Origin of the sequence: Pseudarthrobacter oxydans (genome assembly GCF_030812335.1) — a bacterium.
GTDB lineage: Bacteria > Actinomycetota > Actinomycetes > Actinomycetales > Micrococcaceae > Arthrobacter > Arthrobacter oxydans_B.
In genome coordinates this window covers 202,997-221,812 of sequence record NZ_JAUSSN010000007.1, presented here as the reverse complement: position 1 = coordinate 221,812, position 18,816 = coordinate 202,997, and the positions used below count along the sequence as shown (strand labels likewise).

Here is an 18,816-nt window from a genome sequence, read left to right as displayed (position 1 = left end):
CACAAGGGGAATCAGGTAGAGCACTCCTTTTGGCCACCGAATTAGTGGCGTCGTCCCGTTAGGGGTCTGTCCGGATTGACATTCAAGCCGTCCCGTAAGCCGGTCCTCCACCGGTCGCACACACCGCTGAACTGCATCATTGCGAGCTAGGTTCCATCACCGTCCCGTAAGACCCGTCCGATGAATTGACCGGCAAGGGAGTCTTATATGACACACTATTTTTTATGTCTCAAATACTGGTCGGCTACGCGCGCGTGTCCACCGAGGCGCAAGACCTCACAGCGCAGCGTGATGCCCTGGCTGCCCTTGGCGTTGAGTCTGAACGAATTTATGTTGACCATGGCTTTACTGGCACAAACAAGAACCGTGTCGGACTTCGCGAAGCCCTGGCCGCGTGCCGGGCGGGGGATACCTTCGTCGTCACGAAACTTGACCGCCTGGCCCGTTCCGTCCGGGATGCCCACGAAATTGCAGATGACCTCGCTAAGCGCGAAATCAAACTCAGCATTGGTGGATCCGTCCATGACCCCGTTGACCCGATGGGCAAACTGCTGTTCAACGTGTTGGCGATGATCTCCGAGTTCGAAGCCGACCTCATCCGCATGCGCACCCGTGAAGGAATGAAGGTTGCCAAGGCCAAGGGCCGGCTACGAGGGAAACAACCGAAACTCACCGTCAAACAGGAAAACCACCTCCTCGAACTACACGCCGCGGGGGGATACAGCAAGGCAGAGTTGGCCGAGCTGTTTGGCGTCGGTCGCTCCACGGTCTACCGGGCAATTGAACGCGGGCAACGCAGGACGGCCGAACCATTGCGCCCCTGAGAATCATTTGTGCGTAGGAGTACTGAGCGAGGGGTGCGAAGCGCGCAGGGGATTACTGAAATGACAGGCAGTTAATGTGGCGGTATCCGTCGACACTGAGGCAAGTGCGTCCGCTTAGTTTTGCCTCCAGCGGTACTCGTTCTCCGGCCGGCCGGGCGCGCCATAGCGCGCGGCCCGGGTGACCGTGCCGGCGTCGGCAAGGTATTCCAGGTAGCGCCGGGCGGTCACCCTGGACATCCCCAGGGCTTCCATCACCTCGCTGGCCGACACGGCCCCGGACTGCAGCTTCACGAAGTCCTGCACCGATTCCAGTGTGGACGCGGACAGCCCCTTGGGCAGCGGCAGCTCCGAGGGCGCCCGTAGGCTCGCGAAGGCCTGGTCCACGTCGCTCTGCGACGCACCGGGGCCGGCCTGCCCGGCGGCGGGGGAGGCCAGCTGCTCCCGGAAGAGCCGGTAGCTGGTGAGCTTGTCCGCGAACGTGGCGAAGGTGAAGGGCTTGATCAGGTACTGCACCACGCCGGTGGCCACCGCGCTGCGGACGATGTTCAGTTCCCGGACGGCGGTGATGGCGATGATGTCCGCGAACAGCCCGGCGGCACGCATCCGCCGGGCGATGTCGAGGCCATGCAGGTCCGGCAGGTTCATATCCAGCAGGACCAGGTCCACCGGAGTCCCCGCCGCCGCGAAATCCGTCATCAGCCGGAGCGCCGACTGCCCGTCCGGGGCCGTGCCCGCCAGCGTGAAGCCCTCCAGCCGGCCGATATAAGCGGCATGGGCGGCCGACGCGATGGGCTCGTCTTCGACGACGAGTACTCGGATGTCGCTCATTGCTGTCCCTTGCTGGTCAGTGGTGCCGGCGTTGTGGCCGGTGGTGAGGCAGCCGGCGACGGCGGCGTTAATGCCGCCGGCGACGTTGGCAGCGTGACACGGAACAGCGCCCCGGCAGGGCTGGTGATGGTCATGGTGCCGCCGAGCCGCTGCACCGCCTGGCGGACCAGGGCCAGGCCGAGGCCCCGCCCGAACGGTCCCGGGGCCTTGGTGCTGAAGCCGTGCCGGAAGATGTCCTCGACGGCCTGCGGGTCGATCCCCGGACCGCTGTCCTCCACCGTGATCTCCAGGGCCTCGGCGGAATTTTCCACCGTGAGCTCGACGAGCTTCGGGGCCGGAGCCTCGGCCGCGGCGTCGATGGCGTTGTCCAGCAGATTGCCCAGGATCGCCACGAGGTCCTGCACGGCCAGCCCGGACACGCCGGCAGGGCCGCTCCCGGTGCCCGCGGTGTTCAGGGTCAGCTCGACGCCGCGTTCGTGGGCTTCCGCGGCCTTGCCCATAATGAGCGCGCCGAGCACGGGTTCCTCCAGGGAGCCCACCACGTCATCGGTCAGCCGCTGGCTCAGCTCGAGGTCCTGGGTGGCGAAGTCCAGGGCCTCCGCGCCGCGCCCCAGTTCCATCAGCGAGACGATCGTGTGGAGCCGGTTGGCGTGCTCGTGGGTCTGGGCGCGCAGTGCATCAGAGAGGGTGCGCATGGTTTCCAGCTCGCTGCCCAGCGACTCGATTTCGGTGCGGTCGCGGATCGTGGCCACGGTCCCGTACACGGCCGCGCTGCCGCGCCCGCCGGCAGAACCGGGCCCGACGGCCGGTCCTTGGTTCACCACGAGGATCCGCGAGCCGGTCAGGTGGATCTCGTCCAGGGCGGTCCGGCCCGATTCGAACAGCTCCCTGAGGCTGGGGGCCAGCGGGAGCTCCGCGAGCGACGGCGCGTCCTGCCGCCCGCCGCCGGCCGGGGTGCCGGCGTCGTCGGAGGCGCGGGGAGTGAGACCCAGCAGTTCGGCGGCCTGGTCGTTGTACATCACCACCTTGCCCCTGGGGTCGATCAGGATGACACCTTCGCGGACCGAGTGCAGGACCGACTCGTAGTAGGCGAAAAGCTGGGCAAGCTGCTCCGGTCCCCAGCCGCGGGTGACCTGGCGCAGGTACCGCCCCAGCAGCCAGGACGCCACCGCTCCGCCGGCCAGGAGGGCCAGCCCGATGGCCAGCAGCGCCGGCAGCCTGCCGGAGACGGCGACGTCCACCGTATTCACGGTCACGCCGGCCGCAACCAGCGCCCGCACCGTGCCGTCCGCGTCCTTGACAGGGGCGATGGTGCGCACCGACGGGCCGAGCGTGCCGGCCGTAATCTCGGTGAACACCTGCCCGTCCAGGGCGGCGTCGACCGAGCCGATATAGGGCTTCCCGAGTTCCTCCTCCCGGGGGTGGGTCCACCGGGTGCGGTCCGGCGCCATGATCGTGATGAAATCCGCGTCCGCGTCCTCGGTCACCTTCAGGGCATACGGCTGCAGCAGGGCGGTGGGATCCGCGGCTTCCGCCGCCTCCAGCACGAACGGGCTGTCCGCCACCGCGGTCGCGACGGCGGCCATCCGCCGGCCGGCCTCGTCGTAGGCGTGGTCGCGCGCATCAACGAACGTCGCGGTCCCGACGATTGCGGTGAGCGTCAGCATAAACAGCAGATGGGCCACAAACAGCCGTCTGGCGATGCTCCAGCGGTGGATCATCCACACCTTCCATGACCAATATGAACGCAACGGTGATGCGCGTCACTCCATCCCCAATGATGGTGGAACACGCAGAACGGACGCGATGGGCCCACAGCCTGTGCCGCACCGACGTCCAGCCTATCCAAGGAGAACACCATGACCTCTCAACGAGGAGAGTCGGCCGTGACGCCGGTCAAGAAGCGCAAGGGTCTCGACAAGTCCCATTATCTCTACATTGCGGTCATCGCGGCCGTCATCCTAGGCGCCCTCGTCGGGCTGCTGTTCCCCGAGTTCGCCAAGTCCCTGAAGCCGCTGGGCGACGGGTTCATCAAGCTCATCAAGATGATGATCGGCCCGGTCATCTTCTGCACCATCGTGCTGGGCATCGGTTCGATCGCCAAGGCGGCCACGGTCGGCAAGGTCGGCGGCCTGGCCCTGGGCTACTTCATGGTGATGTCCACCTTCGCACTGGCCATCGGCCTCGTCGTCGGCAACCTGATCCACCCGGGCGAGGGCCTCAAGCTCGCCCCCTACGACCCGAGCAAGAAGGCCGCCACGGACAGCACGGTCGAGTTCCTGCTGGGCATCATCCCGGGTGACATCCCGGTCCTGCCGACCCTGCTCGCCGCCCTGCTGGTCGGCTTCGCCCTCCAGCAGATGGGCACCCAGGGCGCTCCGATCCTCAAAGCCGTCGGCTACGGCCAGGCCCTCGTGTTCCGCATCCTGGTCATGATCATGTGGCTGGCCCCGGTCGGAGCCTTCGGTGCGATCGCCGCCGTCGTCGGCGCCACCGGCATGCAGGCCATCCTCAGCATGGCCACCCTGATGGGCGCCTTCTACATCACCTGCGCACTGTTCATCGTCGTGATCCTCGGCGGCCTGCTCAAGGTCGTCGCCGGCCTCAACATCTTCCGGCTGATGAAGTACCTCGGCCGCGAATACCTGCTCATCTTCTCCACCTCGTCCTCCGAAGCCGCCCTGCCCCGCCTGATCGCGAAGATGGAACACCTCGGCGTGTCCAAGCCCGTCGTCGGCGTCACGGTCCCCACCGGCTACTCCTTCAACCTCGACGGCACCGCCATCTACCTGACCATGGCTTCGCTGTTCGTCGCCAACGCCATGGGCACCCCGCTGGACCTCGGCGCTCAGGTGTCGCTGCTGATCTTCATGATCATCGCCTCCAAGGGCGCTGCCGGTGTCACCGGCGCCGGCCTGGCCACCCTGGCTGCCGGGCTCCAGGCCCACAAGCCGGAACTGCTCGGCGGCGTCGGCATGATCGTCGGCATCGACCGGTTCATGTCCGAGGCCCGCGCCCTGACCAACTTCACCGGCAACGCCGTTGCCACCGTCCTGATCGGCACCTGGGTCAAGGAGATCGACGGCGCCCAGGTCGAGCGTGTCCTCTCCGGAAGCGAACCTTTCGACGAGCAGACCATGATCGCCGGACACGGCGCACCCGAGGAAGCACCCGCACCGGCACAGCCCGTGCTGGCCAACGCCTGAGCTGTTCCAGCACCCCTCACGAACCACCAATGACCGCCCGGACGCCCGCCAGCGTCCGGGCGGTTTTTCGCGCCCCGGCAGGAACCTTCTACTTCTACCAGAAGGTTGAGGCTCAAAAATTGGCCGCTGTCAAGGTCCGCGGAATACCGTGTCGGGCGCTGTAACCTTGGGAGGAAATAAGATCCGCGCTGGAAGTCCAGCACAGAAAAATCAAGCCTGCAGCACTATCAAACCTGCGGAAGTATCAAGTAGGCAGCAGTGCTAAGCACGACAATCACCAGGCACGACCATCACCGTCATCGAAAGTGTGGATAGATACGTGAGCAGCGAACAGGGTTCAGCAACTCTGGAAGGCACCGAACTCGATCTGGAAGACGCCGTCATGGGCCCCACCGGGCGCCCTCAGCGCGACTTTCCGGAGCCGGCACGGCTGTCCTCCCACGGTCCCGCCCGGGTCATCGCCATGGTCAACCAGAAGGGCGGAGTGGGGAAAACCACTTCCACCATCAACCTTGCGGCAGCGCTGGCGGAATTCGGCCGCCGGGTGCTGGTGGTGGACTTCGACCCGCAGGGTGCCCTCTCCGCGGGCCTGGGCATCAACCCGCACGAACTGGACCTCACGGTTTACAACGTCCTGATGGACCGCAAGGTCGACATCCGCGACGCCATCCACAAGACCGGCGTGGAAAACCTGGACCTGCTCCCGGCCAACATCGACCTCTCCGCCGCGGAGGTCCAGCTCGTCAACGAGGTCGCCCGCGAACAGGTGCTGGACCGGGCCCTGAAGAAGGTCGAGGATGACTACGACGTCGTCCTGATCGACTGCCAGCCCTCCTTGGGCCTGCTCACGGTCAACGCCCTGACGGCCTCCCACGGTGTCATCATCCCGCTGATCTGCGAGTTCTTCGCGCTGCGCGCCGTCGCGCTGCTGGTGGAAACCATCGACAAGGTCCAGGACCGGCTGAATCCGCGGCTCCAGGTCGACGGCGTCCTCGCCACCATGTACGACGCCCGAACCCTGCACAGCCGCGAGGTGATCTCCCGCCTGGTGGAGGCCTTCGGCGACAAGGTCTTCGAAACCGTCATCAAGCGGTCCATTAAGTTCGCGGACGCCACCGTCGCGGCCGAGCCGATCACCAGCTACGCCGGCAACCACATCGGCGCCGACGCCTACCGCAACCTGGCCAAAGAACTGATCTCGCGCGGCGGCGCGCCCTAGTCAGGGCCGTGGCAGCGACAGGCACCCCGACCGCGGAGCTTTCGCCGGCCGGGAAGAAGCCCGGCTTCGAGGTCCGGCTGGCCAACTTCACCGGCCCCTTCGATCTCCTCCTGGGCCTGATCTCCAAGCACCAGCTGGACATCACGGAGGTGGCGCTGTCCACCGTCACCGATGAGTTCATCAAGTACATCAAGCGTTTGCAGAACCTGGGCGAGGAATGGGCCCTTGATGAGGCCAGCGAATTCCTCGTCATTGCCGCCACCCTGCTCGACCTCAAGGCGGCCCGGCTGCTGCCTGCCGGCGAAGTCGAGGACGAGGACGACATTGCCCTGCTGGAAGCCCGCGACCTGTTATTCGCGCGGCTCCTGCAGTACAAGGCGTTCAAGCAGGTCGCGGGCATGATGGGTTCTACCCTCGAGCTCGAGGGCCGCCGCTACCCGCGCCAGGTCGCGCTCGAAGGGCACTTCGCGGCCCTGCTTCCGGAGCTGCTCTGGAAGCACACCCCGCAGCAGTTCGCCGCCCTGGCCGGGAAGGCCCTCGCGGCCAGGGACGCCCCGCCCACAGAGATCGGCCTCGCCCACCTCCACGGCACCCCGGTCAGCGTCAAGGAGCAGGCCGAACTGATCGGCCTCCGGCTGCAGCGCGGCGCCCCGCTCACCTTCCGGGCGCTGATCGCCGACGCCGAATCCACCCTCGTGGTGGTGGCACGCTTCCTGGCGCTGCTGGAGCTGTTCCGGGACAAGGCGGTGGCCTTCGAGCAGCTGCAGCCGCTGGGGGACCTGACGGTCCGCTGGACCGCCGACGGCGGGCCCTGGAGCAGCGACACACTGAGCGAAGAATATGAGGAACAGCCGTGAACGATCTTCGAACCGGACAGGCAGCCGGAGAGGCAGCCGCCGACCCGGCAGCACACGACGCCAGTCGAGGCGACGCCGGTTCCGGCTTTGACGGCCTGCCCGACGTCGGCAGCCTGCCCGGCGGCGCCCGCGCCGCCCTTGAAGCAGTCCTGATGGTGATCGACGAGCCGGCGACGGCGGCCGGGCTCGCCGCCGGGCTTAACCTGACCGTCGACGTCGTCGAGGAACTGCTCGCGGAACTGCAGCGGGAGTATAACGGCTATACTGTTAATGCCCCGGATGTGCACGACGCCAGTTTCAACGGCTTCGGCGCCACCCCCCGGGGCTTTGAATTGCGGAATATCGCCGGAGGCTGGCGGATCTATTCCCGCGCTGAGTTTGCCGACATTGTCGGTGGATTCGTGCTGGAGGGACAGACAGCCAGGCTGACGCAGGCGGCGCTCGAAACTCTCGCCGTCATCGCTTACCGCCAGCCCGTATCAAGGGCGCGGGTGTCTGCAATTCGAGGAGTTAATGTTGACTCTGTCGTGCGGACGCTGACGCAGCGGGGGCTGATCGAGGACTCGGGAACAGATCCTGAGTCCGGGGCCATCCTCTACCGCACGACGTCGTATTTCCTGGAGCGGATGGGAATCGGCTCGGTGGCGGAATTGCCGCAACTTTCACCCCATCTTCCGGGGCTGGAAGGCATCGAAGAGTTCTACGACGCAGCAAGAATGTAGGCAGGAAAAACTGCCTGCGCACGAGAATCCACCGGGGCAGAAGCTTTTTGCCCCAGCAGGCGGGTGTTGTCGGGAGACAGCGGCCGTCGGCCAACAAACGAAGGACGGGTCATGACACAGGCGGGACGCCAGGGTTCACCACGTAACGGTTCGGGACGCAACAGTGCCGGACAAAACTCAGCGCAGGGCTCAGGCCGAGGCGCACAGGGCGGCTCAGGCCGCAGCGGCGGAGCCGACTACAAGGGCGGCTCAGGCCGCGGCCCGCAGGGCGGCGGAAGCCGCACCGGGGGAGCAGGCTTCAAGGGCGGAGACCGCCCCTTCAAGCACCCCAAGCCCCGCGAAGAGGCCTTCATCGATCCGGACCTGCAGGGTCCCGACGGCACGCCGCCGGCAGCCCGGCCGGCTTCCGGCGACTGGAAGTCCAAGGCGCCCTCCGGCAAGGAGGCAGCCCGCAAGGCCGCCGCCCGCAAGCCCGGCTTCGGCAAGGCCCCCGGCACGCCCGGTGCCCTCAAGCCCAAGCCGCGCACCGGCGCCCCCAAGGCCGCGGGCCCCCGCGCCTTCGGCAGCGAACGCTTCGGCCAGAACCTCGGGCCCGTGCGCAAGCCGGCCCGCAAGCGCGGCCCCCGCGCCGAGGTGCCCCAGTCCGACGCGCACGACCAGGACGGCATCCGCCTCCAGAAGGTCATGGCCTCGGCCGGCGTCGCCTCACGGCGTGTCTGCGAGGAAATGATCGCCGAGGGCCGGGTTGAGGTCGACGGCCAGGTCGTCACCGAGCTCGGCGTCCGCGTCGACCCGAAGAACGCCGTGATCCACGTGGACGGTCTGCGCATCCAGCTCGACGAGAACATGGTCTACATGGTGTTCAACAAGCCCAAGGGCGTTGTCTCCACCATGGAAGACCCGGACGGCCGCCCCTGCATCAGCGACTTCGTCCGCAACAGCCACGGCGAACGCCTGTTCCACGTCGGACGCCTCGACGTGTCCACCGAGGGGCTGCTGCTGCTGACGAACGACGGCGAACTCGCCAACCGCCTCACGCACCCGTCCTACGAAGTCCCCAAGACCTACCTCGTGCAGGTCCGCGGGCCGTTCCCGCAGGGCATCGGCGCCGAGCTCAAGGCCGGCGTGGAACTCGAGGACGGCATCGCATCGGTTGACTCCTTCAAGCTGGTGGACTCCACCCCGGGCCACGTGCTGATCGAGGTCGTGCTGCACTCGGGCAAGAACCGGATCGTCCGTCGTCTCTTCGACGCCGTCGGCTTCCCGGTGCTGCGCCTGGTCCGCGTGAAGGTCGGCCCCATCGGCCTGGGCGACCAGCGCCAGGGCAGCATCCGCAACCTCGGCAAGCAGGAAGTCGGCCACCTGCTGGCATCCGTAGGGCTGTAGGCATGTCCGCCTTTCGCACCCACGGCCGCGGCCACCTCAACGGTCCGGTGGTGGTCGTGGGGACCGGGCTCCTGGGCACCAGCATCGGGCTGGGCCTGCGGGGCCGCGGAGTGGCAGTCTTCCTCTCCGACCCTTCGCCCACCAACCAGGCCGTCGCCGTCGACATCGGCGCGGGCCTGCCTTTGGCGCGCCTTGACGGCGAGCAGCCGGAACTCGTCGTGGTCGCCGCACCGCCCGACGTCACGGCCGATGTCGTGGAACGCGCCCTCACGGACTACCCGGCGGCCACGGTCGTCGACATCGCCAGCGTCAAGGCCGGCATCCAGGCCGAACTCCGTGCCCGCGGCGCCGACCTCAGTCGCTACGTGGGCACCCACCCGATGGCCGGCCGTGAAAAGTCGGGCCCCGTAGCAGCCCGCGGCGAACTCTTCACCTCGATGCCGTGGGTCCTGTGCCCCGCGGACGAGACCCAGCCCCGGGCCCTGCAGGCAGCCCGTGCGCTGGCCGTGGACCTGGGCGCCGTGGTGTCCGAATTCGGCGCCGAGGAACACGACGAGGCCGTGGCGCTCGTGTCGCACGTGCCGCAGGTCGTGTCCTCGCTCGTGGCCAGCCGGCTGCAGGGCACCCCCCTGCACGCGCTGTCCCTCGCCGGAAACGGCCTGCGGGACGTCACCCGGATCGCGGCCAGTGATCCGACCCTGTGGGTGCAGATCCTCGGCGCGAACGCGGACAAGGTCGTGGAGATCCTGCACGGCCTCCGCGAGGACCTCAACCGCCTCATCGGGACGCTTGAGAACCCGACCGCGCCCGGTGCCCGGCTCGACCTGGCCCAGCTGATCAGCGAAGGCAACGCCGGCCAGGCCCGCATCCCGGGCAAGCACGGCGGACCCCCGCAGGCCTACTCCTGGCTGACCGTCCTGGTGGATGACACACCCGGACAGATCGCCAGGCTGCTGACCGAGATCGGCGAAATCGGCGTCAACCTCGAGGACCTCCGGCTGGACCACTCCTCGGGCCAGAACGTGGGCATGGTGGAAATCTCCGTGCTGCCGAACAAGCACGAACTGTTAATCGAAGCCCTCAATGACCGTGGATGGCGGGTACTCCAGTAATGACCCAGGAACTAATCGAAACCGTGGACGTCCTCCGCCCCGGAAAGAGCCTTGTCGTCGCCATCGACGGGCCGTCCGGATCGGGCAAGTCCAGCGTCAGCAAAGAGGTGGCACGCCGGCTCAAACTGGCCTACCTCGACACCGGCGCCATGTACCGTGCCCTGACCTGGTTCTGCCTGGACAGCGGCACGGACCTGGACGACGGCGCCGCCGTCGAGGCCGCCTCCAAGAGCTTCCCGCTGGAAATCAGCACCAGCCCGCTGGAGGAATACGTGCTGGTGGGCGGCACCGACGTCACCCTCGCGATCCGCGAGCCGTCGATTTCCGCCGCCGTCAGCGCCGTCGCCACCACCCTCGGCGCCCGCACCGAACTGATCCGCCGGCAGCGCGAGCTGATCGAAAAGCACCACCGCCGCATGGTGGTCGAGGGCCGGGACATCACCACCGTCGTCGCGCCCCACGCCGAGGTGCGGATGCTCCTCACCGCGAGCGAAGAGGCGCGCCTGCGCCGCCGGGGCATCCAGCTCGGCGGAAGCCAGAACGCCGAACAGCTCGCAGCGCAGGTCACCCAGCGCGACGCGAAGGATTCGACCGTGGTGAACTTCACCCGGGCCGCCGACGGTGTGGTGACGCTGGACTCCTCGGAGCTCGACTTCGCCGAGACCGTCGACGCCGCACTCAGCATCGTGAACAGCGTCGTCAACCATCAGGCCCTCCACCGTGACTGACGCCGGGCAGCAGCCGGCTGTTCCGTCCACGGCCCGGGCCGCGCTGCCGGCCCGCTGGACCACCATCTGGAGCCGGCCCGTGGGCTGGACCCTGAACCACGTCCTCTACCGGACGTCGGTCACCGGGCGGTCCAACGTGCCGGCGACCGGTCCGGTGATCTTCGCCGGGAACCACATCAGTTTCCTGGACGGACCGGTGATGTTCGGGGCGTCACCGCGCGCCATGCACATCCTGGTCAAGCAGGAAATGTTCACCGGCTTCCTCGGCCGCGTGCTGCGGGCCTCCGGGCAGCTGGCGGTGGACCGCTCGGGCGACCGGGCGGCACTCCTCGCGGCCAAGGGTGTGCTCGACGCCGGACGGTGCGTCGGCATCCTTCCCGAAGGCACGCGGGGGAGCGGTGAGGCCTCCGCCATCAACAAGGGGGTGGCCTGGCTCGCGCTGAACTCCGGCGCGACCGTGGTGCCCGTGGCCATCCTCGGGACCCGGATGGGCGGCGAACACCTCGACGCCGTGCCCCGGCTGCGCCGCAGGCTGCACGTCAGCTTCGGCGGAGCCCTCAATGTCAGCCGCAGGCCCGGCGAGACCGGGCGTGTTTCAATGGACAGGGCCGGAACCGAGATCCGCGCCGCGCTGGCCCGCCACGTCCAGGACTCGATCCTAAGAACCGGGCAGCCCTTGCCCGACGCGGATTCCCCGCAAGAACGTCATGAAGCAGTAGCCGGGACGCCGGCAGATCACCCCATAAGGAAAGTGCAATGAGCGATACGACTCAAACCTCCGGCCCATTTGGCGCCGGCGAAGACGAATACACGCCCACCGGCACGGACCAGGTGGCCGAGCACCTCGCCGCCCTGGACGATGAGGAAGCCGAGGTCCGCGCGGCCTCCCTCCGGGCCGGCCTGGACGACTACGAGCTGGACGAAGACGACGCCGCCCTCCTGAGCGGCGAGTTCGACGATGAGGATTTCGACGGCCCGGTCAAGCTTGACCCGGTCCTGGCCATCATTGGCCGGCCCAACGTGGGCAAGTCCACCCTGGTGAACCGCATCCTGGGCCGCCGCGAAGCCGTGGTGGAAGACACCCCCGGCGTCACGCGCGACCGGGTGATGTACTCGGCCACCTGGAACGGCCGGAACTTCACGGTCGTCGACACCGGCGGCTGGGAGCACGATGCCCGCGGCATCCACGCCCGCGTCGCCGAACAGGCCGAGATGGCCGTGGAACTCGCCGACGCCGTGCTGTTCGTCGTCGACTCCGCCGTGGGCGCGACCGCCACCGACGAAGCCGTCGTGAAGATGCTCCGCAAGTCCAAGAAGCCGGTCATCATGGTGGCCAACAAGGTGGACGACTTCGCGCAGGAAGCCGACTCGGCCACGCTCTGGGGCCTCGGCTTCGGCGAACCGTACCCGGTCTCGGCACTGCACGGCCGCGGCGTCGCCGACCTGCTGGACCATGTCATGGACACTCTTCCCGAGTTCTCCACGATCGAAGGCCTGGAGCGCTCCGGCGGTCCGCGCCGCATCGCCCTCATCGGGCGTCCGAACGTGGGCAAGTCCTCGCTGCTGAACAAGCTGGCCGGTTCCGAGCGCGTTGTCGTGGACAACACCGCCGGCACCACGCGTGACCCGGTCGATGAGTTCATCGAACTCGGCGGCCGCACCTGGCGCTTCGTGGACACCGCCGGTATCCGCCGCCGCCAGCACATGGCGCAGGGCGCCGATTTCTACGCCTCACTGCGCACGCAGAGCGCGCTCGAAAAGGCGGAGGTCGCCGTCGTGCTCCTCGCGGTGGACGAGGTGCTCAGCGAGCAGGATGTCCGCATCCTGCAGCTGGCCATCGAATCCGGCCGTGCCCTCGTTCTCGCGTTCAACAAGTGGGACCTGCTGGACGACGAGCGCCGCATCTACCTGGAGCGTGAAATCGAGCAGGACCTGGCCCACGTGGCCTGGGCGCCGCGCGTCAACATCTCGGCGCTGACCGGGTGGCACAAGGACAGGCTGGTCCCGGCCCTGGACACGGCCCTGGAAAGCTGGGACAAGCGCATTCCCACCGGGCGGCTCAACGCCTTCCTCGGCGAGCTCGTCGCGGCACACCCGCACCCGGTCCGCGGCGGCAAGCAGCCCCGCATCCTCTTCGGCACGCAGGCCTCGAGCCGTCCGCCGAAGTTTGTGCTCTTCACCACGGGCTTCCTGGACCCGGGCTACCGCCGCTTCATCACCCGCCGGCTCCGGGAAACCTTCGGTTTCGAGGGCACGCCGATCGAGGTCAACATGCGTGTGCGGGAAAAGCGCGGCAAGAAGCGTTAATTCCGGACCGCCCGCCGAGGGAAAAAGTTCCGTGGCATGCTGAAAGTGTCACGGGCACCCTCCGGAATCGTGTAAGCTTTTGGAGGTGGTTCGGCCGGACTGCTCAGATGAAATTCTTTTGGAAACACAAGAGAATGACATCGGGAGCGGAGAACGGCGGAACCAGCGGGCTGTAGCGCAGCTTGGTAGCGCACTTGACTGGGGGTCAAGGGGTCGCAGGTTCAAATCCTGTCAGCCCGACCATAGAAACAGCAGGTCAGAGGCCGTTTCCGGAGAAATCCGGAAGCGGCCTTTGCTGTTCAACAAGGGCGCCGCGAGCCCTCGTCAAGCCCGAGCGCGATGACGGCGTATTCGCGGGTCCCTGCCCGATCTGCTGACCCATGGACCGCTGCGGTGTTGACGAGGCGCGGGATTGCATGCCAACGTTCCGTTTATGTTCACAGGAACTGTGCGCGTCGCTGCGATTCAGGCCACCCCGGTGATCCTCGATGCGGAGGCATCGGTGTCAAAGGCGCTCCATCTTCTGGGCGAGGCATCGGGCCAGGGCGTGAAACTCGCGGTCTTCCCTGAAACGTTCATCCCCCTGTACCCGTCAGGGGTATGGGGGCGCGAGGCTGCCCGGTTCGACGGATTTGATGAGATGTGGACCCGTCTCTGGGCCAACTCTGTCGACGTCCCCGGTCCCCACGTCGACCGTTTGATCAAGGCATGTGCCGAGCACGGTATCTACTGCGTGCTTGGAGTGAACGAACGGGAATCCGATAGGCCCGGAACTCTCTACAACACCATGGTCTTGATTGGTCCTGAAGGGTTGCTCTGGAAACATCGCAAGTTGATGCCCACGATGCACGAACGCCTCTTTTACGGCGTCGGTTACGGACAGGATCTGCATGTCATCGAGACTCCAGTCGGGAGGGTTGGCGGCCTCATCTGCTGGGAGAACCGCATGCCGCTCGCTCGATATGAGCTCTATCGTCAGGGAGTTCAGATCTGGACGGCCCCGACGGCTGATGACGCTGACGGCTGGATCTCCACGATGAGTCACATTGCGATCGAATCCGGCGCGTTCGTGGTTTCGGCCCCTCAGTACATCCCCCGCTCTGCGTTTCCCGAAGACTTCCCGGTTCAGTTGCCAGACGATGGGAAGGCGCTCGGACGTGGCGGAGCGGCGATCTTCGAGCCACTTCAGGGCCGTGCCTTAGCAGGTCCTCTCTATGATCAGGAAGGGATTGTTGTCGCGGACGTGGACCTAGGTCGCTGCATGACCGCGAAGCGATGGTTCGACGTCGTGGGGCACTACAGTCGTGAGGACGTCCTCCACCCGCCGGCCCCAACCAGTCACGCTTCGGACGGCCCGGCATCAAGCCGGCCCTCTGGCCCCTGACCCGCTTCCCCTGGTGCCGGCGGCTACTTCAGGAAACGCGACGTCCGGCGGTCGGCCAGGATCTTCCCGTGCGTCTGGCAGCTGGGGCAGTATTGCAGGGCCGTGTCCGCGAACGACACCTCGCGGACGGTGTCCCCGCACACCGGGCACGCCTCGCCGGTCCGCCCGTGGACCCTCATGTGGCTGCGTTTGGTGTCCTTGAGTTCGCCGGGCGGTTTGCCGCTGGCTTCCCGCAGCGCGGTCCCCAGAATGTCGTGGATCGCGTCGTAGAGCCGCTGGACGGCCTCCCGGTCCAGGGACCTGGCGATGGCGAACGGCGAAATCCGTGCCGCGTGCAGGATCTCGTCGCTGTAGGCGTTTCCGATGCCGGCGATGACGCTCTGGCTCCGCAGGACACCCTTGATCTGCTGCGAACTGGAACTCAGGATTCCCGCGAAGGCATCGACGTCGAACCCGGCGCTGAACGGATCCGGGCCCAGCGCGGCAATCCCGGGAACGTCGGAGGGATCCCGGACGACGTACACCGCAAGGCTCTTCTTCGTGCCGGCCTCGGTCAGGTCGAGATCCACGGGGCCGGAGGGGCCGGAAAATGACAGCCGCACCGCGATGTGCCCCTTTCCCATTTTCAGGGATGTGCCCGTGGGGGCCTCGGTGAAGCGGACCCAGCCGGCCCGGGCCAGATGGAAGACAAAACTCAGTCCGCCGGCCTCCAGGCTGACGAACTTGCCGAAGCGGCGCACCCCGGTCACGGTCCGGCCTGCCAGTTCGGAGATGGGGGGATCCGCCGTTTTGAGCACCGCGAAGGAGACGATCTGGATCTTCGTGACGGCAGCGCCGAGCAGGTGCACGGCCAGGAAGTCCGTCAGGGCAGCTACTTCGGGAAGCTCGGGCATTGCCTAGCCGATACCGGGAATTTCCGTCATCGCCCCATCATGCCAGAGTCCTCCCCGGGCCCGACCGGATATGCCTATACTTTCAGCGGCGGACCGTTCACGTTCCCGCCGTCGATATTGGTGATTGACCCGATGAAAGGCCCGTCATGAGCATCATTCCCGAAGAGCTGTCCTACACCGCAGAACACGAGTGGGTTTCCGCCCCGAACGCCGACGGTGTCGTGCGCGTGGGCATCACTGATTTTGCCCAGGACGCCCTTGGGGACGTCGTCTATGCCCAGATGCCGGAGGTCGGCACTACGATCAAGGCAAACGACGTGATCGGCGAGGTCGAGTCCACCAAGAGCGTCAGCGACATCTACGCCCCGGTTTCCGGTGAAGTGGTCTCCCGCAACGAGGCACTGGACACGGATTCCGCCCTGATCAATTCGGATCCCTACGGCGAGGGCTGGCTGATGGAAATCAAGCTGGCGGAAGCCGACGCGATCGAGTCGCTCCTCAGTGCATCGGAGTACGAACAGCAGGTAGGCTAAAGCTAAAGACCATTCGGTCCGGGTCGTTGTTCCCTTCGTTGGGAAACCAGCTGGGAAACCAGCCAAAACGACGCCCCGCCGAAGGGTTGAATCCCGGATTTGCCAGACACTTCCGGACGGCATGCGTTGTTTGCAGGGGGGACACCTGCAGCGAATGGAGGAATCAATGTTTGGGCACGAACGCAACAACACCGGTGACGGTTTTGGCACGGGTGGAGTGAAGTCTTCGGAGACCACGTCGATCAACCTCACGCCGGTCCGCGATGAACCCACGATCACCCCGAAGCTCTCAGCGGAGGAGCGGACCGCCGTGGAGGCGCTGCCGTACGGCTCGGCCCTGCTCGTCGCGCACAGCGGCCCGAACATGGGCGCGCGCTTCCTGCTGGACTCGGACGTCACGACGGCGGGCCGGCACCCGGACGCCGACATCTTCCTTGACGACGTCACGGTCTCACGCCGGCACGTCGAATTCCGCCGCACGGCGCGCAGCTTCGAAGTTGTGGACACCGGAAGCCTGAACGGGACCTACGTGAACCACGACCGCGTCGACAGCGTCGAGCTGAAGTCCGGCAACGAAGTGCAGATCGGGAAGTTCCGCCTCACCTTCTACCTGAGCCCTGCCCGCGCAGCAGGCAACGTCTGATTCCGGGGTAGCTGCCTGTGGCCATGGCACAAGCGGAACGGCGCGGACCCCAGGTTCTGAACATCGGGGAAGTCCTGGCTCAGCTGAGCGACGACTTCCCCAGCATGACCGCGTCAAAAATTCGGTTCCTTGAGGAAAAGGGACTGATCAACCCCCAGCGGACCCCCGCCGGGTACCGGCAGTACGGCGAGAACGACGTCGAGCGGCTGCGTTTCGTGCTCGCCCTCCAGCGCGATCAGTACCTGCCGCTAAAGGTCATCAAGGACTACCTCGACGCGATCGACCGCGGCGAACGTCCGGACAACCTGCCTCCCGGCGTGACGGTCTCGCCGCGGATCGTCTCCGAGGAACTGGCGTCCGAGCTCCAGAACCGGGTCCGCCGGCTCAGCGAGGAACAGCTCCGGACCGAGTCCGGCGCCAGCGTGCCGCTGGTCGAATCGCTCCTGAGCTACGGCCTGATCGGCCACGTCAACGGCAAATTCGATGAGCACGCCCTCCAGGTCGCACGCGCCTGCGTCCAGCTGGAGAGCCACGGCCTGGAACCACGGCACCTGCGGCCGTTCCAGGCCGCCGCCGAACGCGAGTTCGGCCTGGTGGAGCGCGCGGTGGCCACCCTGACCTCCCGCAAGGATGCCGCGTCCCAGGCCCGTGCCGCCGAGGCCGCCCGGGAGATCAGCGAGCTGTGCCTGACGCTGCACCGCGCGCTGGTCCAAGACCGCATCTCGAGGATGGACATCTGATGATTGAGGTGGAAATTGTAGGCGTGCGGATAGAGCTTCCGTCCAACCAGCCGCTCGTCCTGCTCAAGGAGATCCACGGGGAGCGGCATGTGCCGATCTGGATCGGCACCCCCGAGGCCAGTGCCATCGCCCTGGCCCAGCAGGGGGTCGTGCCGCCGCGCCCCATGACCCATGACCTGCTGATCGACGTCGTCGAAACCCTCGGCCACTCGATCGTCAGCGTCAACATAGTGGCCGTGGAGGACAACATCTTCTACGGGCAGCTGCAGTTCGAGAACGGGACCACGGTCAGTTCCCGGGCCTCCGACGCCCTCGCGCTGGCCCTCCGCGCCAAGTGCCGGATCTGGTGCGCCGACGCCGTGATGGAAGAGGCCGGCGTGCGGATTACCGAACACGACGAGGGCGAGGACACCCACCCGGGTCCCGCGGTCGACGAGGAAGGGGAGCTGCGCCGTTTCCGCGAGTTCCTCGACGACGTCGAACCTGAGGATTTCGCGGGCTGACATCACGTTAAGGTTAAAGTCGAGGATGAAAGTTTCGACACGCCCCGGCAATACCCCGAACGTCTTTGACCTTGGGCCCCGGCAGGCCTAACGTCAGAAGTACAAGTTCCCATTGCACGCAACAGCCGCTCAGGTCACACTGGAAGGTGCAGCCCGGCGGAATTACACGGATGAATTTTATCCACCCGTGGTTTCTTTTCGCTAGGGATAACCGGTTGTTACTGCAAATGTCCGCAGGGGAGCCATGACAAGGAGGATCCACGTGAGTCCGAAAGGCGAAGCAGGCGAGCTTAACCAGCCCTCGACGGCCGGTGTAGCCGTGCCGGCCAGCGGTGCCCAGGGTCTGCTGTTCACCGAGGATCTCCCTGTTCTGGACGAGGACGCGGGCTACCGCGGCCCGACGGCCTGCAAGGCCGCGGGCATCACCTACCGCCAGCTGGACTACTGGGCACGCACCGGGCTGGTCGAGCCCGCCGTCCGCGGCGCCGCAGGTTCCGGTTCGCAGCGCCTCTACGGTTTCCGCGACATCCTGGTCCTCAAGGTAGTCAAGCGACTCCTGGACACCGGCGTTTCGCTGCAGCAGATCCGCACCGCCGTCGAGCACCTCCGGGAGCGCGGCGTCGAGGATCTTGCCCAGATCACCCTGATGAGCGACGGCGCCAGCGTGTACGAGTGCACCTCGGCCGACGAGGTCATCGACCTGGTCCAGGGCGGACAGGGCGTCTTCGGCATCGCCGTCGGCCGTGTCTGGCGGGAAGTGGAAGGCAGCCTCGCGGCGCTTCCCAGCGAACACGCCAGCGTGCAGTCCTTCCCGGACGACGAACTCAGCAAGCGCCGGGCCACCCGCAAGATCGGCTAGCACCGGCCCCCACCAACGCCCCAAAAAGCAACGCGGGGTCACTTGGCGCCCATCACCGCGTGACGGATGGGC

Annotated in this window: 19 protein-coding genes and 1 tRNA gene; 17 read left to right on the top strand and 3 right to left on the bottom strand. The window is 66.6% G+C overall.

From position 1 onward, the window contains the following. The first annotated feature begins 224 nt into the window (after positions 1–224). Positions 225–824 (top strand): recombinase family protein, encoded by a 600-nt coding sequence (locus J2W14_RS13515; protein WP_307463253.1) that lies wholly within the window; start codon positions 225–227, stop codon positions 822–824. A 114-nt stretch (positions 825–938) separates the two neighbouring features. Here the strand turns inward: J2W14_RS13515 and J2W14_RS13510 are convergent, their stop codons facing one another. After that, entirely contained in the window at positions 939–1,652 is a 714-nt protein-coding gene (locus J2W14_RS13510; protein WP_307463251.1) for a response regulator, read from the bottom strand. After that, on the bottom strand, positions 1,649–3,373 hold the full coding sequence (locus J2W14_RS13505) for a sensor histidine kinase (protein ID WP_307463248.1): 1,725 nt from the start codon (positions 3,371–3,373) through the stop codon (positions 1,649–1,651). The genes J2W14_RS13510 and J2W14_RS13505 overlap by 4 nt, the downstream gene beginning before the upstream one ends. Before the next feature lie 138 nt (positions 3,374–3,511). Here J2W14_RS13505 and J2W14_RS13500 point away from each other — a divergent pair, with 138 nt between their 5' ends. The 11 genes from J2W14_RS13500 (at position 3,512) to J2W14_RS13450 (ending at position 14,573) form a co-directional block, all read left to right on the top strand. Then, positions 3,512–4,858, top strand: a complete 1,347-nt coding sequence (locus tag J2W14_RS13500) for a cation:dicarboxylate symporter family transporter (protein WP_307463246.1) — start codon at positions 3,512–3,514, stop codon at positions 4,856–4,858. Positions 4,859–5,177: 319 nt separating this feature from the next. Next, positions 5,178–6,077 carry a ParA family protein gene (locus J2W14_RS13495; RefSeq protein ID WP_307463244.1) on the top strand — a complete coding sequence of 300 codons (900 nt, stop codon included), beginning with the start codon at positions 5,178–5,180 and terminating at the stop codon, positions 6,075–6,077. Between the two features lie 8 nt (positions 6,078–6,085). Continuing rightward, positions 6,086–6,934 carry a segregation and condensation protein A gene (locus J2W14_RS13490; protein ID WP_307463241.1) on the top strand — a complete coding sequence of 283 codons (849 nt, stop codon included), beginning with the start codon at positions 6,086–6,088 and terminating at the stop codon, positions 6,932–6,934. A gap of 95 nt (positions 6,935–7,029) precedes the next feature. Continuing rightward, complete coding sequence (gene scpB / locus J2W14_RS13485; protein ID WP_307463428.1) at positions 7,030–7,656, top strand: SMC-Scp complex subunit ScpB; 627 nt, start codon at positions 7,030–7,032, stop codon at positions 7,654–7,656. A gap of 111 nt (positions 7,657–7,767) precedes the next feature. After that, entirely contained in the window at positions 7,768–9,042 is a 1,275-nt protein-coding gene (locus J2W14_RS13480; protein ID WP_307463238.1) for a pseudouridine synthase, read from the top strand. A 2-nt stretch (positions 9,043–9,044) separates the two neighbouring features. Beyond that, entirely contained in the window at positions 9,045–10,154 is a 1,110-nt protein-coding gene (locus J2W14_RS13475) for a prephenate dehydrogenase (RefSeq protein ID WP_307463235.1), read from the top strand. Beyond that, the gene (cmk, locus tag J2W14_RS13470; RefSeq protein WP_307463232.1) at positions 10,154–10,882 is read left to right on the top strand and encodes a (d)CMP kinase; all 729 of its coding nucleotides are present in this window, start codon (positions 10,154–10,156) and stop codon (positions 10,880–10,882) included. The genes J2W14_RS13475 and cmk overlap by 1 nt, the downstream gene beginning before the upstream one ends. Before the next feature lie 79 nt (positions 10,883–10,961). After that, entirely contained in the window at positions 10,962–11,642 is a 681-nt protein-coding gene (locus tag J2W14_RS13465; protein ID WP_307463425.1) for a lysophospholipid acyltransferase family protein, read from the top strand. Next, on the top strand, positions 11,639–13,189 hold the full coding sequence (gene der, locus J2W14_RS13460) for a ribosome biogenesis GTPase Der (protein WP_307463228.1): 1,551 nt from the start codon (positions 11,639–11,641) through the stop codon (positions 13,187–13,189). Before J2W14_RS13465 ends, der begins: the two co-directional genes overlap by 4 nt. A gap of 166 nt (positions 13,190–13,355) precedes the next feature. Next, positions 13,356–13,432: transfer RNA gene (locus J2W14_RS13455), tRNA-Pro, on the top strand. Positions 13,433–13,622: 190 nt separating this feature from the next. After that, positions 13,623–14,573 (top strand): carbon-nitrogen hydrolase family protein, encoded by a 951-nt coding sequence (locus J2W14_RS13450; protein WP_307463227.1) that lies wholly within the window; start codon positions 13,623–13,625, stop codon positions 14,571–14,573. A 23-nt stretch (positions 14,574–14,596) separates the two neighbouring features. Here J2W14_RS13450 and J2W14_RS13445 read toward each other — a convergent pair whose 3' ends face one another. After that, positions 14,597–15,466 (bottom strand): Fpg/Nei family DNA glycosylase, encoded by an 870-nt coding sequence (locus tag J2W14_RS13445; protein WP_307463224.1) that lies wholly within the window; start codon positions 15,464–15,466, stop codon positions 14,597–14,599. Between the two features lie 146 nt (positions 15,467–15,612). Between J2W14_RS13445 and gcvH the strand changes: the two genes are divergently transcribed. The 5 genes from gcvH to J2W14_RS13420 all read left to right on the top strand — a co-directional run bounded on the left by gcvH (position 15,613) and on the right by J2W14_RS13420 (position 18,744). Further along, positions 15,613–15,999: a glycine cleavage system protein GcvH gene (gene gcvH / locus J2W14_RS13440; protein ID WP_307463222.1), complete on the top strand. Its 387-nt coding sequence runs from the start codon at positions 15,613–15,615 to the stop codon at positions 15,997–15,999. A gap of 166 nt (positions 16,000–16,165) precedes the next feature. Beyond that, positions 16,166–16,642, top strand: a complete 477-nt coding sequence (locus tag J2W14_RS13435) for an FHA domain-containing protein (RefSeq protein WP_307463219.1) — start codon at positions 16,166–16,168, stop codon at positions 16,640–16,642. Between the two features lie 23 nt (positions 16,643–16,665). Beyond that, positions 16,666–17,382: a transcriptional regulator FtsR gene (gene ftsR / locus J2W14_RS13430; protein WP_307463216.1), complete on the top strand. Its 717-nt coding sequence runs from the start codon at positions 16,666–16,668 to the stop codon at positions 17,380–17,382. Beyond that, entirely contained in the window at positions 17,382–17,885 is a 504-nt protein-coding gene (locus tag J2W14_RS13425; RefSeq protein WP_226762347.1) for a bifunctional nuclease family protein, read from the top strand. The genes ftsR and J2W14_RS13425 overlap by 1 nt, the downstream gene beginning before the upstream one ends. A gap of 262 nt (positions 17,886–18,147) precedes the next feature. Then, the gene (locus tag J2W14_RS13420) at positions 18,148–18,744 is read left to right on the top strand and encodes a MerR family transcriptional regulator (RefSeq protein ID WP_307463212.1); all 597 of its coding nucleotides are present in this window, start codon (positions 18,148–18,150) and stop codon (positions 18,742–18,744) included. Positions 18,745–18,816: the final 72 nt, after the last annotated feature.

Bases quoted from the DNA above. Each gene is read 5' to 3' on its own strand.
- J2W14_RS13515 (WP_307463253.1), top strand. From the start codon at position 225: ATGTCTCAAATACTGGTCGGCTACGCGCGCGTGTCCACCGAGGCGCAA.
- J2W14_RS13510 (WP_307463251.1), bottom strand. From the start codon at position 1,652: ATGAGCGACATCCGAGTACTCGTCGTCGAAGACGAGCCCATCGCGTCG.
- J2W14_RS13505 (WP_307463248.1), bottom strand. From the start codon at position 3,373: ATGATCCACCGCTGGAGCATCGCCAGACGGCTGTTTGTGGCCCATCTG.
- J2W14_RS13500 (WP_307463246.1), top strand. From the start codon at position 3,512: ATGACCTCTCAACGAGGAGAGTCGGCCGTGACGCCGGTCAAGAAGCGC.
- J2W14_RS13480 (WP_307463238.1), top strand. From the start codon at position 7,768: ATGACACAGGCGGGACGCCAGGGTTCACCACGTAACGGTTCGGGACGC.
- J2W14_RS13475 (WP_307463235.1), top strand. From the start codon at position 9,045: ATGTCCGCCTTTCGCACCCACGGCCGCGGCCACCTCAACGGTCCGGTG.
- cmk (WP_307463232.1), top strand. From the start codon at position 10,154: ATGACCCAGGAACTAATCGAAACCGTGGACGTCCTCCGCCCCGGAAAG.
- der (WP_307463228.1), top strand. From the start codon at position 11,639: ATGAGCGATACGACTCAAACCTCCGGCCCATTTGGCGCCGGCGAAGAC.
- J2W14_RS13450 (WP_307463227.1), top strand. From the start codon at position 13,623: ATGTTCACAGGAACTGTGCGCGTCGCTGCGATTCAGGCCACCCCGGTG.
- J2W14_RS13445 (WP_307463224.1), bottom strand. From the start codon at position 15,466: ATGCCCGAGCTTCCCGAAGTAGCTGCCCTGACGGACTTCCTGGCCGTG.
- gcvH (WP_307463222.1), top strand. From the start codon at position 15,613: ATGAGCATCATTCCCGAAGAGCTGTCCTACACCGCAGAACACGAGTGG.
- J2W14_RS13435 (WP_307463219.1), top strand. From the start codon at position 16,166: ATGTTTGGGCACGAACGCAACAACACCGGTGACGGTTTTGGCACGGGT.
- ftsR (WP_307463216.1), top strand. From the start codon at position 16,666: ATGGCACAAGCGGAACGGCGCGGACCCCAGGTTCTGAACATCGGGGAA.
- J2W14_RS13425 (WP_226762347.1), top strand. From the start codon at position 17,382: ATGATTGAGGTGGAAATTGTAGGCGTGCGGATAGAGCTTCCGTCCAAC.